This window comes from Brevibacillus sp. NRRL NRS-603 (assembly GCF_003013445.1).
In the GTDB taxonomy this organism is placed as follows: Bacteria; Bacillota; Bacilli; order Brevibacillales; family Brevibacillaceae; genus Brevibacillus; species Brevibacillus formosus.
The window spans coordinates 54574-68429 of record NZ_PXZN01000009.1; the positions used below are offsets into that span (position 1 = coordinate 54574).

Consider the following 13856-nt stretch of genomic DNA (forward strand, 5'->3'; position numbering starts at 1 on the left):
GTTGAAAAGCTTCTCGTGTTCGATTCAGGCGGACATGATAGATTATTTGGCTAGCATTTCAGGAATCTTTTGCAGGAGCCACTCTCTAGTTGTCGCATCACTGCTAGATTTTTCGATGTCGATGAAGTAGACATATCCGTTTTTCACAGCAGGAAGGTCTTTCCATATGCGTGATTTTAGCAGCTCCTGCGTTGATTTCTCGGCTTCCTCGCTCGCTGTATTCAAAATAAAGATACGATCTCCCGCTATTTCGGGCAAACGTTCCACGGAGATGAGCTCAAATCCTTTTTGTGCATCGAGTATTTCCTGAATGGGCGCAGTGGGCTTGAATCCGTTGGTATCATAGAGGACTTGGGAAAGCCCTGTTCTTGCCATGACAAACAGCCGATCACCCGGATAATAGGTAAAGACAGAGGCGGTTTCTCCTTCTTTCATGATGCCAGACTCCTTCAGCTTCTTCCACATCTCCTCCGATTTGCGTTTGTAATCGGCAAGCCATTTCGTAGCTGTCTCTTGTTTCCCAAGAATATCACCGAGCTGGGTCATTCGCTCTTCCAACGGCGCGAATGTATCAAAAATGACGGTAGGGGCGATTTTGGCTAGCTGTTCATATTCTTTTTCTTCCGTATTTGCATGGATAATCAGGTCAGGCTGTAATTCCAGGACCTTTTCGAGATTAACGGGAAAACCGACATTTTCGACATCGTGCAGTTGGTCTTCAAAGATTTGGTTGGTGTAGCCGAAGCCCCCAATCGGCTTTACGCCCAATGCGAGCATATCGCCAAATGTCTCACCGGAATAGATGATTCGTGAAGGGGAGACCGGGATGTTGCCTGCATGTCCGAGATAATCCGTATAGGGACGCGTCTGGCTTTTCTGACTTGCCTCACTGCTCGTTGCGGTCGTTGCTTGCGAAGCAGATGAACTGCATCCGATGAGCAAGCTGCCAGCCAGTACGAAGATCCCTAGCGTTCCGCTAATGTTGCGCATGTGTTTCATTTTCACTTTCCTCCAGTTAGTCGTTCGAATCTGCTTGCTGTCAATGATAATCATTATCATATGTAGCTTATCAGCACAATGGACAAACGTCAGATACCCACCATTGATTTTGTACAAAGGGAAGGATTTCACACCGACAGTTGTGGAGTTTAGACAAAAAATAATAGAGAAAATGCATTGCCAAAATAGAGAGGAAACTAATATGATCAGGATGCAAAAGTGAGAATGAGAATCAATTGGGTAATCATCAACAGATGCGAGAGAGGGTAGAAAGATGGTCAGAACGGTTCGGGATGCAGGCTTGGCATGGATGGCATTATTATTGATCATGATGCTCGTGTTAGCTGCGTGTGCAGAAAAAGCAGCGGAGCCAACATCCACTGAGCAGAAAGCATCGACAGAGAACACTGCTGCGAAAACCAAAGTGGTGAAAGACGCCTATGGCGATGTAGAGATTCCGGTGAAGCCAGAGCGGGTAGCGGCGATTTATCAGGAGGACTTTTTGACAGCACTGGGTGTGACCCCGGTTGTTCAGTGGTATCACCCGGCGTGGGGCAAACAGGACTACCTCGGGCTGGACGTGCCGCTTTTTGATATTACAGGAAGTATTGAAGCGTTGCTTGCAGCCAATCCGGATATCATCATTGTGGATGGCTACGCTGATCCCAAGAAATACGAGGAATTCAGCAAGGTAGCTCCTACGTACAAGCTGCCGGATGAACTTCGAAACGACACGACTGGAAGACTCAAGAAAATCGCCGAGGTGCTAGGCGTTCCAGAAAAAGCAGACGAAGCGATCCAAAAGTACAATGAGAAAATAGCGGATACTAAGGCAAAGCTGGAAAAGGCGATTGGCAAGGAAACGGTGGCTGTTATTCGTTTGAACGTGGGAAATAAACCGAATTTGGCCCTCTTCGGAGATGGCAATGTTTACACAGGGATGCTCTATAAGGAGCTGGGCCTTACGCCGTATTCTGCTGCCAAAAATCAGGAAACACACGTGGTATTATCAGAAGAAGCTATACCGGCTATCGATGCAGACCATATCATCGTGTTCCCATCGAACGGTACGTGGACTTCCGAAGAAAACAAGGATGCGCTCAAGATTTTGGAGAGCCCCATTTGGAAATCTGTTCCTGCTGTGAAAAAAGGTCATGTCTACCCAATGGAGCGGACACATTGGCAATCTGGTGCCATGCTGGCCAATATGAAGAAGGCAGACGATTTGGTCAAAGCGTTTGTAAAGTAATCGAGTTCTTGAGAGAAAGCGCGTCATATCGGCTGATGCGCTTTCTTTTTTTATTTGTGGAGCTTGTCGTCGGGATGTTAACTCATTATAATAGAAATGATAATCATTCTCACGATAAGGGTGAGGGAGATGAATAACGAAGCATCCGGGGCCAAGCTATCTCCACCATCATTCTTTGCCATGACGGCCATCCAAAAAGTCAATGTGGAAAGCTGGCAGGACTATCAGGAGCCGGAAGACTACACGATGATTGTAGCGACAGACGGAGAAGGGCTCATAGAGATCGAATCATGCACATATCGGTTTACTCGGGAGCGGTGCTGGATTGCAGGACCGCGTCAGAACGTTCGGATCAGCTGCACGAGTCACGTTCTCGACTACTATTCTCTGACATTTCGTGTCGTCCACACGGGAGCTCCGATGGAGGAACAAGCTTCCGAGGATTTTTTCTGTATCGGGGAGTTGACCTGCACGCCTTTTTCACGTGTCTTTGAATTGATTGCGGAGATTTACAAGCATCGCGATGCCACGGAGGCGCTGCAACTATTTTTTAATCACGTGCGGTTTGAGGAATTGCTATGCGTTTTGGCCCTGCAAAATGTACCAGGCAAAACAAGTTTGGACCCGAGGCGGGCTGTTGAACGTTCGATAGCGTATGTAGAGGAACACTATCAAGAGCCGCTGACTGTAGATCAGCTAGCACAGGAAGCGAATGTTCCGCGTTGGCGATATACGCAGCTCTTCAAGGAAATGACGGGAGAAATACCGCTCGATTACATAAATCAACTGCGGATCAATCGGGCGAAGCAACTCCTGCTCATGACGGGGGATCGGATCAACGAGATTGCCCAATACGTCGGATTCAACAGCGAGTATTATTTCAATCGTCGTTTTAAGCAGCGTGTAGGGCTCGCGCCAGGAAAATATCGCAACATTCATCGGGATGATTTACGAGTTATCTCTCTTTATATGGAGGATTATTTGCTGGCCATAGGCATTCGACCCGTCGTTCAATGGGCGCATACATATTGGGGGCATCAGGACTACTTGGGCCTGCATGATGTACCGACCTACGATGTGCTGACAGATGACGTACAGCTTTTGTCCAGTCGTGCCCCAGATGTCATTATGCTTCGGGAGTGTACAGGCTGGAGGGCGGATGTGTATGCCAAATGTGCCCGGATTGCCGTTACATGCGTGATTCGGCAGTTCGGTCCTGAGTGGCGAAAAACATTGCGGACCCTCGGTGATCGGTTGGGCCGAAGTGAATTGGCAGAGCGGTCAATCGAGCAGTATGAACAAAAAGTAAGAGCTGCCAAAAATGTAGTGGGACGCAGTCTCAAAGGGCAGAAGGTAGCCTTCTTGCGCATCTCGGCTGATCAAATCCTCGTGGAGAAAAACTACACATCGCAGGTGTTGTTTCAAGATTTGGAAATAGAGCCGGCCCTGCTGGTAAAAAAACAATTTGCCAAGCAAGTGAGAGAAGGGGTGTCGTGGGAAGAGCTGTCTACACTGGATGCCGATCATATCTTTTTCGCCTTTGACAAATGGCATGAGGGAAAACCAGGTGCCGAGCAGCTACATCTCGATCATCCCATGTGGCAAGCGCTTCCTGCTGTCCAAAGCAAGCGGGCGTACCAGGTGGATTTCATGACCTGGATGAATCACGGTGTGATCGCCAACGGGAAAAAGGTCGACGATGTCCTACAAGTATTAGCGTAAATGTATAAAGACAACTTCGCGATTGTCCATTGACAGTGTTTTCATGCATCGCCTAAAATCCTTATATGATAATAAGAATCACTATCACCAACAACTCAGCTCCAAACTAATGAAAAAAAGGTGGCACGTATGAGTCAACACGCACATTCCCTGAAAGAGGGGAATAACGGAAAGCCGGTTGCGTTTCGCTCTCGCCCTTGGGCAGCGACACTCATTTTGACCGGTGGAGTTTTCGCATTAATACTAGGAATGTTTTTGTCTGTGTCATTTGGAGCAGCCGACATCCACTTCGCAGTTGTATGGGAAGCTATTTTTCAATTTAATCCAGATATTACCCAACATCAAATTATTCAGGAGATTCGTTTGCCGCGTCTGCTCGGCGGTGCAATGGTCGGGGCCAGCCTCGCTGTTGCAGGTGCCATTATGCAAGGGATGACACGCAATCCGTTGGCAGATTCTGGATTGCTTGGTTTGAATGCAGGTGCCGGATTTGTTTTGGCTCTTTGCTTCGCTTTTTTCCCGGGTCTGCCATTCATGTACCTGATTCTCTACAGCTTTTTGGGTGCTGGCGTTGGGGCAGGTATGGTCTACGGGATTGGTTCCTTGGCAAAAGGCGGCTTGACTCCGGTGCGCCTCGTTTTGGCGGGTGCCGCATTGACCGCACTGTTGTCTGCGTTAAGCGAAGGGATTGCGCTTTACTTTAAAATTGGACAAGATTTGGCCTTCTGGTATGCAGGCGGTGTGGCCGGAACCAAATGGTTTCAGCTCGAAGTCATGTTTCCGTGGATTGTCGCAGCTCTGATTGGGGCGATGATGCTGTCGCGCTCCATCACGATGCTCAGTCTTGGAGAAGATGTTGCAAAAGGATTGGGGCAGCGCACGGCGTTAGTCAAACTGGCAGGGATGATCATCGTTCTGATTTTGGCTGGATCAGCAGTCGCCGTTGTTGGGGCTGTAGGCTTTATTGGATTGATCGTTCCGCATTTGACCCGCTTTTTGGTTGGAGTCGATTACCGATGGATCATTCCTTGCTCTGCTATTTTGGGCAGCTTGCTCGTCGTTTTCGCCGATTTGGCCGCAAGAATGGTAAATCCGCCGTATGAGACGCCGTTAGGGGCACTTATTGCGCTAATTGGTGTACCGTTCTTCCTTTACTTGGCGCGTAAAGAAAGAAGGGAGATGTAATGATGCAGCAAATGCTTTCCCATTACCAAACCCGCAAAAGAAATAGAGCCTTTGCGGTTATGACGATACTCGCTATCCTCATTTTCGTGGCGTTTATCATCAGTATGAACACAGGCTACATACGATTGTCACCAAGCGATCTGCTGATGACGCTAATCGGTTCTGGAACAGACAAGCAAAGCCTGATCTTGTTTGAATTCCGCTTGCCGCGGATTGTGATTTCCCTCCTGATTGGGGCAGGACTTGCCGTATCAGGGTGTATTATTCAAGGAATTTCCCGGAATGCGCTGGCTGAACCTGGTATTTTAGGGATCAACGCTGGTGCTGGCTTGATGGTGATGCTGTTCATTTCGTTTTATCCGTCAACGTCTGCGGCACCTGTTTTTTTGCTGCCAGTGTTGGCGTTGCTTGGAGCCAGTGTGACAGCAGCGCTGATCTTCGCATTGTCTTATAAAAGGCACAAGGGATTGTCTCCGACCCGTATCGTATTGACGGGGATTGCCGTGGCGGCTGGGATGAGTGCCGCGATGATTGTCTTGACGCTGAAGCTGAGCCCGGACAAGTACCAGTTTGTGGCGACTTGGCTCGCCGGTAGTATTTGGGGGACCAACTGGAAGTTCGTTCTTTCACTCTTGCCTTGGCTCGCCATTTTAATCCCTTATGTTTTTTACAAAGCACGTGTCATGAACGTGCTCAATTTGGGGGAAGAATTGGCGAAAGGCTTGGGTGCACCCGTTGCCAAAGAGCAATTGAAGCTGCTGGCTGCCGCTGTCGGGCTTGCCGCTTCCTGCGTGGCAGTGAGTGGAGGCATCGGTTTTGTCGGTTTGATCGGTCCGCATTTGGCCCGCAGATTAGTAGGGCCAAAGCATGAGATGCTCTTGCCTACATCAGCGCTGACTGGCGCGCTATTGGTCATCGTGGCTGATACCATCGGTCGCTGGATCATGCAGCCGTCAGAGATTCCGACTGGTATAGTTGTAGCCGTAATCGGTGCTCCGTATTTCTTGTACTTGCTGGCACGTTCAAAAGCATAGCTTCGCAAATGGTGAATATCGCGAGCGTTTTCCCGTCTAGGTACGAGGGAGACGCTCGTTTTTTTATAGGGCGAAGTGGGGATTAGGCAATTTGGGAATTGAAAAGAGGGAATTGTTGGAGGACAATGGGGAGAAGAAGCAACCGCCTTGTGTTTGCTATAATAACAGCATGAGCATGTATCGGGACGAGAAGGAGTAAAGGCATATGATCGATCGATTAGACCACCTGGTTTTGACGGTAAAAGACATCGAGGCAACCTGTCACTTTTACGAAAAAGTCCTGGGTATGAAGGTTGTTACCTTTGGCGACGGCAGGAGGGCCCTGCACTTCGGCCAGCAAAAAATCAATTTGCATCAAATCGGACAAGAATGGGAGCCAAAGGCGATGCATCCAGTTGCAGGCTCCGCTGATTTGTGTCTTATCACATCGCTTCCACTGGAACAAGTCATCCAGCATATTCATGCATGCGGCGTCCATTTGGTGGAAGGACCTGTTGAAAGAACAGGGGCCATCGGGCCAATTCGTTCGGTATATTTACGTGATCCGGATCAAAATTTAATCGAGGTCTCTCAGTACTTGCCACAGGAAACAGGGGAGGATTCCCTTGCTCCTGCCATCAGGGAGATTTCCAAGAGATTGCAAGAACGTCAACGAGGGACGAGCGGCACATACAGTGTCTTGCTACCGCTTGTCAAAATGGCTGACAATCAGCTAGGCATTTTATTTGAAAAAAGAGCCAGTACGATGAGACGACAGGCTAATGAGGTATGTTTTCCGGGAGGGCGAGCTGAGAAGAGCGACGAATCCCGTTGGGCGACGGCTGCTCGGGAAACGAGTGAGGAGCTGGGGATTCCACTTGACCGCATTCATTATGTAGGCGAGCTCGATCAGGTGATTGGGCCGGGCTCCTCCGTCATTTCGCCTTTTATTGGATACGTGGAAGGGATTCCAGATATGGAGCCGAATCCAGACGAGGTCGGTGAGGTCTTTATCCTTCCACTCGATCGTCTGTTGGCAACGCAGCCAGCGAAGTATCTTTCCACTGTCATGACCGAGCCCGAAGAGGATTTTCCTTATCATCTGATCCCGGGTGGCAAGCGATATCCGTGGCGAACAGGGAAGATCGAGCATTTGTTTTACGAGGTGGATGGACGTGTCATCTGGGGGTTAACTGCCCGGGTGTTGGCTCAGTTTCTTGAATGGATTCACAGCGACGACTAATTAACGAGTAAACAATAAAAGCGGTTGTTCAAAAAGTTGAGGAGTGAAAAAACCATGTGGACAAACAATCCAATCACTTCGCGTTTACATTTGAAATGGCCGATTATTCAGGCGCCAATGGCAGGGGGAGCGACCACACCTGCCCTGGTAGCCGCTGTCTCAGAAGCAGGGGGACTCGGAACGCTTGGTGCCGCATATATGTCTCCTGAGCAGATTCGTGAGGCGATCAAGTCCATTCGGGCGTTAACGGACAAACCGTTTGGCGTGAATCTGTTCATTCCCGAAGATTTCGATGCCGACCAGCCGATCGCAGAAGGCGTTGCCCGGGCAATGAATGATGTGCGAGATCAATTGGGCATCCCGCACAATCCACAGGTGACGCAATTTACAGAGCCGTTTGTTGAGCAGATGGCTGTCGTCTTGGAGGAGCAGCCTGCCGTTTTCAGCTTTACCTTTGGTGTTCTTGATCATCGCTTGATGGCAGAGCTGAAGCAGCGGGGAATCACTGTCATCGGAACGGCGACAACCGTTCGCGAAGCGATTGCATTGGAAGCGAGCGGAGTCGATATGATTTCCGCCCAAGGCAGCGAAGCAGGCGGGCACCGAGGTTCCTTTTTACCGGACTCACCAAGCAATATGATTGGAACGATGGCGCTCGTCCCGCAAATAGTGGATCGGGTCAAGATTCCTGTAATCGCGGCTGGTGGGATCATGGATGGGCGGGGGATCGCAGCAGCACTCGCCCTCGGGGCACACGCGGCACAGCTCGGAACGGCCTTTCTGACATGCAAGGAGAGCGGAGCACATGCCCTGCACAAGAAAGCAATTTTGGAGACGAGCGAAGAGTCCATCGTGATGACACGTGCGTTCTCTGGAAAATGGGCAAGGGGCATTCAAAATGAGTTTATGACCACACTCGCCCCACTTGACCACGAGCTCCCGACCTATCCGGTGCAAAATGCCCTGACCAAAGACATTCGAGCGGCAGCGGGCAAGCAGCAGCAAATTGCTTACATGTCGATGTGGGCGGGGCAGGCAGCTCCACTCAGCCAAGAAATCAGCGCGAGTGAGCTTGTTGAAAAGCTGGCAGCGGAGACGACGAGAATTTGCAGCAGTCTCGGGCATCCCCAGTAGAATAAGCGCGCAACGAAGCCACGCTACAAACGGAGGAAATCAAATTGAGCCAGGAATATGCTCTCAAGGGGAACCTTGTCGCAGATGGACAGGAATTGCATAATGGTCTCGTAGTCGTGGGAAATGGAACGATCACCTATGCTGGCAAGGCTGATGAGTATGGAAAAGCTTTGCCAGATCATGTGGTGACAGTAGAGGATGGCTGGATTTGCCCTGGATTCGTCGATATGCACATGCATGGGATTGACGGATACGACACGATGGATGGGACGCCGGAATCCCTTCAGGCCATCTCTACTGCACTCGCGCGGCATGGGGTGACGTCTTTTTTGGCGACGACGATGACGGCTCCTTATGCTCAATTGGAGCAGGTGCTGGTAAACATCGCGCAGTACAGCAGGGAGGGGCTTCCGGGTGCACAAGCGATCGGCATCCATCTGGAAGGCCCGTGGATCAATCCTCGTTATAAGGGAGCGCAAAAAGAAGAAAACATCGCAATACCCAAGCTCGATGCAGTGCAAAAGCTATACGGACTGTCAGAAGGTCTGATTAAGGTCGTGACGATCGCCCCAGAACAACCGGAAGCACTTGAAGCGATTGCGTGGTTAAAAGAACGCGATGTTATCGTGTCTGCTGGACATACAGGAGCTACGTTCGCCCAAGCGACGGAAGCCGTAGATGCCGGCGTACGCCATTTTACACATTGCTTCAATGCTATGACAGGGCTACATCATCGGGAGCCGGGTGTAGTGGGCGCCGCGATGTATCACGAGCAGTTGAGCACAGAGCTGATCGCAGATGGCATCCATGTGCATCCAGCAGTCATGAAGATTTTGTATCGGGTCAAAACGGCAGAACGACTGGCGCTCGTCAGCGATTCCATGCGGGCAGCCGCGATGGGCGAAGGGACATACGACCTTGGGGGTCAAGAGGTTCACGTCCATGACAATCAGGCAAAGCTCGCTGATGGAACCCTTGCCGGAAGCATCCTGACGCTGAATCGGGCAGTCGGCAATATGGTAACGCTGAGCGGTGTCTCTTTGTCAGATGCAGTAGAAATGGCTTCCCTGACACCAGCAAGCATCCTTGGCTTTGGCGAGCGAAAAGGACGTCTGGCAGCAGGGTATGATGCAGATATTACGGTATTGAATACACAATTTGACGTGGCTATGACTTTTGTTGCGGGTAAAGAAGTCTATCACCAGTCCAAATAGTTTCTTAATAGAAAAAAGCAGTCCAAGGTCGCTCTTGGATTGCTTTTTTTCGCATGAAAAAATAAAGATGTACTCTAGGAGTGTGGTCGGGGAGAAGCCCTGCCACATGTTTTCCAGTTTCGAAGGTCTTTCTCAGGGAGAGCTTTCATAACGCCTCCTTCTAGGATGACCTTTCAAAATGGTGTGAACAAAAGCCGCGTGGGAAGAAGTGCATTTCCAGTCCAAGCGCCTCTGGAGCCCTCCCCAGCGTAGAAATGAAAGGCGGGGAATTTCAGCTTCACTTATGGACTACTTCCTCGAAACTTCTACGTTTGAAGCGCTCCCGCCATTTTTTCCGAAGCGGACAGTGATACTCCTTGCGGGGCGGAGGCCGAAGCGTAGACTGGAAATGCACTTCTTCCCCCACCGCACCCCCTTTTCATAACTGCTGCTGCAACGCATCCGGTTGAAACCATATTTTATGAAAGTCCAACCACCCCGACGAATTGATCGACACGCCTCGTAGAGACTTGTGGAACGACGTAAGAGTCTTTTTCTGAACCAGATACAAGACAGCATAGTTTTCCTTGATCATGGCTTCGATCCTGGCGAGATGGCGTTCCCGAGCAAGCCGGTCTGGTTCCTGAAACGTCAAGCGAATCTCCTTGTTGATAGCCAAAGCCAACGATTCATCAAATGCGGGGAGAAAGTAATTTCTTTGCAAGTACATCTCCAGCTCGCTAATTTGATCGCTGCTAAACACATTGCCGTATAGCTGGCAGTCATGTTCGGGCAAACAATCGGGATTCGAAAATTCCCATGGTTCTCTTACATCGACTTCCAGATGAATGCCATAATCGCCGCATCGTTGTTGAATCCATAGCGCATCTTCTTCATGGTAGGCTGTGGTGACGAGACGCAATGTTTCTCCCTGATAGTTGCTTTCCTGTAGCAGGGACATAACTTCAGCAAGGCAGGGCTGCTCGTTCTCTCTCGCTCTTACCTCTCTTAAAACAGGGTGATACGTGCGGAAGCCTTTTGCTGGGTAGATGCGATCACCGCCCAAATCGGCAATCATTTGATCCCGATCAATCAGCTGATCAAGCGCCTGACGAAACTTGAAATGATTGTGCGGACCGCTCTTCCACTGGTTAAAAACAAGCAAATTACAGCAGGAAAAAAAAGCCTCCGTATCGCACCAGTCCTGGCCATCCTGAATGACAGCTTCCTTCAATGCCAGTGCTTTTGACTGGACACCGTGCGACACCATTACAGATGCCCAATTCGGTTCTTTTAGGCGACCCATGTCCAACTCGGGGAAGATCAAAATTTCCACACGATCCAACTGAGGCCTTCCCAGAAAATGAGCAGGAAATGCCTCTAAAATACAGATCCCCTCGTTAAGGCGCACCAGTTGAAAGGGTCCTGTTCCAATTGGCTTTTCTCCAAAGCCTTTTTCATCCTGCCGAACAATTTCTTCTGGAACAATGCTTGCGGGTATCGTCGCCAACAGCCTCAGAAGCAAGTAATTCGGCTCTTTTAGGAGGATGCGCACGGTTCTGTCATCAATGGCGATGAGTTGATCTATGTCACGACACATCCAGCTTGCTTCATACGTGTCTGGATGCAAGCGAAGCCGATTCAGGGAAAAGACAACATCATGAGCAGTCAGCTCACGTCCGTGATGAAACAGCACGTTTTTTTTCAAATAAAAGGTCCACGCTGTAGCATCTGGACTGCTTTCCCATGAGTGGGCGATGGAAGGTAAAATCGAACGACTATTCAGATCATAATGGACGAGTGTATTGAAAATTTGTCCCGCGAGATGTGCATCGAAGTGGTAGTAAACCAGACCAGGGTCCAGCGTGACAATCCTGCGGTACACGGGAAAGCGCAGGACATCTTGTGAACGGTTCGATACCGAGTGGCGTAAGAAGCCCATTCCTTCGGAGAGCCAATCCATGACCTGGTCTTTGACGGCTGTTTTTCCGTAGCGATTCATGAGCTCCATTGCTTCTTTGACGTCGCCCTTGTCTATTTGCAGCTTGACCTCGGCAAGAAGGATCTCATCGGAATCAGCATGAAGCGTCATGACCGATACATTCCCTCGCCCGCGTCCCGCCTTCCATTCGACCCAACTCAGCTCGACTAACTTACGGACAATCAACTTGGCATAACGAGGCGTACAATGCCAAATCCCGGCCAGCTTTTCGATGGTAACAGGGAACGGTTTCCCGATTTCTTCTTGATGAAAAAACGAACGAAGCTCTAAAAAATGCAGAACGGTAACCATGCTGGCCCCCATTTCTCAATTAAAATGCATGCTAAAAAAGGTGATCGGATTCACTCAAACCGAACCCTTTTTCCCCTTTTTCTAGTTCCATATACTGAAGATAACACGAGAGATAACAAACGGGAATGGGAAAGAGAGATGGGGAGAATGAGATTTCATCCAGTAGCATGGGGTGTCATTATCGGAACATTTTTGTCACGTACAGGCTTTTTTATGACGCTTCCGTTTTTGGGCATTTACTTAGGAAAGGTAAAAGGAATTGATCCGGCGATCGTTGGTTCGATCCTCGCACTTAGCTTGCTGGTTGGAACGATTAGCAGCTTTGCTGGGGGAGCCCTGTCAGATCGATTGGGCAGATATCCAGTGATGATCACTGCGATGGGAGCTTGGAGCATCGTCTTGATCGGATACGTTTTTGCGACGGAGACGTGGATGTTCTTTGTTTTAAGTGCTTGCAACGGTCTTTTTCGAAACGTATTTGAGCCGACAGCCCGGGCCCTGCTGGCAGATGTCACGACAGATGATCAGCGGGCAGCTGTTTTCAACGCTAGGTATTTCGCGATTAACCTGGGTGGAGCAATCGGTCCGTTGATCGGCTTGCAATTGGGAGCAGGAAGCACATCCTTGTTGCCGTTCATTGTCACAGCTATCATTTTTGCCGTGTACGCAGCTGTGTTGGTGGTATTTATGGTCATGTTCAAGGAACAGTGGAAGAAGGACGTGGCTGCTGATCCAGTCACCATGAATCAGATGGCACGCATTGTTTTTACAGACAAAGTATTTCTTTACTTGTTGCTCGGGAATTTATTCGTTGCTGGTGCCTACTCGCATCTGGACACCACGCTCTCCCAGTACATTGGGCATGATCGAATCGAGGCGTATTCCTTTTTATTTGTTGTGAATACCATCTCGGTTTTAGCACTCCAATATCCACTTGCCAAGTTTATGAAGCGGTACTCATCGATGACTGCATTGAAGCTGGGCTGTCTATTGTTTGGACTGGGGCTGTTCGGTTTCGGGCTATTTACGAATTTGTTTTGGCTCTCTGTGTCGATGGTGGTGTTTACGATTGGCGAAATCTTATGCTTTGTCGTTGGAGATATCCTCATCGGGGAGATCGCTCCCCAGCATTTACGTGGAGCATATTACGGCGCCAGCGGCTTTGCCTTCCTTGGACAGAGTGTTTGTGCGTGGATCGGCGGGGTGTTGCTCCAGGTACTCGGCTTTGGACAAGGGCAGCTCATTTTCGCGATCCTTATGCTGTTGACCTTTATCGCGCTTCCGTTCTATCAACGCGGCCAGCACTTATGGGAGCAGCGGCAACAGCAAAGAAAAAGCTGTGAAAAATCTTCTCAAGCTATAATTTGAATAGGGTGCGTTACATCGAAAAGAAGCACGCTGTTGAGGCATGCTTCTTTTTCTTTTTTCCATATCCAACTAACTAGTTGTTCTTTTGAATGACTCCCCACATGTTTCCGCTCGGGTCAAAAAACTTGAGCACCCATCCGAAGCCATCGTTTTGGTAGTGGGTAATCGAGACTTCATGGGTCTGCAAATAATCATGGAGTGCATGCACATCGGAAGTGGTGAACAAAAAGACAGGCATGGGTTGATGATTAACGGTAAAGGTTGTGGACGTCTGCTCATCGGTTTCCCATATCATCAAGGTGGGTCCCGCAGACAGAGCAAGAAAAGCGGAAGTACGATACCGCGCCTGTAAGGAAAAGCCAAGGTGATTGCAGTACCAGACAATGGCCTCTTCCAAATTTTTTACGGGAACTTGTACGTGAAGCAACGATTCCAAATGTGCCATGATCAATCATTC

The 13856-nt window shown here is 49.5% G+C and carries 11 protein-coding genes; 8 read left to right on the plus strand and 3 right to left on the minus strand.

Going from position 1 to position 13856, the window contains the following annotated elements; translation table 11 throughout:
* Positions 1-42: 42 nt before the first annotated feature.
* Positions 43-999, minus strand: coding sequence for an ABC transporter substrate-binding protein (locus C7R94_RS05000; RefSeq protein ID WP_106778727.1), 957 nt, complete (start codon positions 997-999; stop codon positions 43-45).
* A 274-nt stretch (positions 1000-1273) separates the two neighbouring features.
* Here C7R94_RS05000 and C7R94_RS05005 point away from each other — a divergent pair, with 274 nt between their 5' ends.
* The 7 genes from C7R94_RS05005 to nagA all read left to right on the plus strand — a co-directional run bounded on the left by C7R94_RS05005 (position 1274) and on the right by nagA (position 9759).
* Positions 1274-2248, plus strand: coding sequence for an ABC transporter substrate-binding protein (locus tag C7R94_RS05005; protein ID WP_106778728.1), 975 nt, complete (start codon positions 1274-1276; stop codon positions 2246-2248).
* A gap of 129 nt (positions 2249-2377) precedes the next feature.
* Positions 2378-3970 carry an AraC family transcriptional regulator gene (locus tag C7R94_RS05010; RefSeq protein WP_106778729.1) on the plus strand — a complete coding sequence of 531 codons (1593 nt, stop codon included), beginning with the start codon at positions 2378-2380 and terminating at the stop codon, positions 3968-3970.
* Between the two features lie 129 nt (positions 3971-4099).
* Positions 4100-5155, plus strand: coding sequence for a FecCD family ABC transporter permease (locus tag C7R94_RS05015; protein ID WP_106778730.1), 1056 nt, complete (start codon positions 4100-4102; stop codon positions 5153-5155).
* Positions 5156-5157: 2 nt separating this feature from the next.
* Entirely contained in the window at positions 5158-6189 is a 1032-nt protein-coding gene (locus tag C7R94_RS05020) for a FecCD family ABC transporter permease (protein ID WP_106778731.1), read from the plus strand.
* A gap of 205 nt (positions 6190-6394) precedes the next feature.
* Positions 6395-7411, plus strand: coding sequence for a VOC family protein (locus tag C7R94_RS05025; protein WP_106778732.1), 1017 nt, complete (start codon positions 6395-6397; stop codon positions 7409-7411).
* A gap of 54 nt (positions 7412-7465) precedes the next feature.
* Positions 7466-8545 (plus strand): NAD(P)H-dependent flavin oxidoreductase, encoded by a 1080-nt coding sequence (locus tag C7R94_RS05030; RefSeq protein ID WP_106778733.1) that lies wholly within the window; start codon positions 7466-7468, stop codon positions 8543-8545.
* A 44-nt stretch (positions 8546-8589) separates the two neighbouring features.
* Positions 8590-9759 (plus strand): N-acetylglucosamine-6-phosphate deacetylase, encoded by a 1170-nt coding sequence (gene nagA, locus C7R94_RS05035; RefSeq protein WP_106778734.1) that lies wholly within the window; start codon positions 8590-8592, stop codon positions 9757-9759.
* A 418-nt stretch (positions 9760-10177) separates the two neighbouring features.
* On the opposite strand, the gene C7R94_RS05045 is transcribed toward nagA, so the two are convergent.
* Positions 10178-12031, minus strand: a complete 1854-nt coding sequence (locus C7R94_RS05045; RefSeq protein WP_106778735.1) for an SgrR family transcriptional regulator — start codon at positions 12029-12031, stop codon at positions 10178-10180.
* 147 nt (positions 12032-12178) lie between these two features.
* Here C7R94_RS05045 and C7R94_RS05050 point away from each other — a divergent pair, with 147 nt between their 5' ends.
* The gene (locus C7R94_RS05050) at positions 12179-13399 is read left to right on the plus strand and encodes an MDR family MFS transporter (protein WP_233220482.1); all 1221 of its coding nucleotides are present in this window, start codon (positions 12179-12181) and stop codon (positions 13397-13399) included.
* 73 nt (positions 13400-13472) lie between these two features.
* Here the strand turns inward: C7R94_RS05050 and C7R94_RS05055 are convergent, their stop codons facing one another.
* Positions 13473-13844 (minus strand): VOC family protein, encoded by a 372-nt coding sequence (locus tag C7R94_RS05055; protein ID WP_106778737.1) that lies wholly within the window; start codon positions 13842-13844, stop codon positions 13473-13475.
* Between the last annotated feature and the right edge of the window lie 12 nt (positions 13845-13856).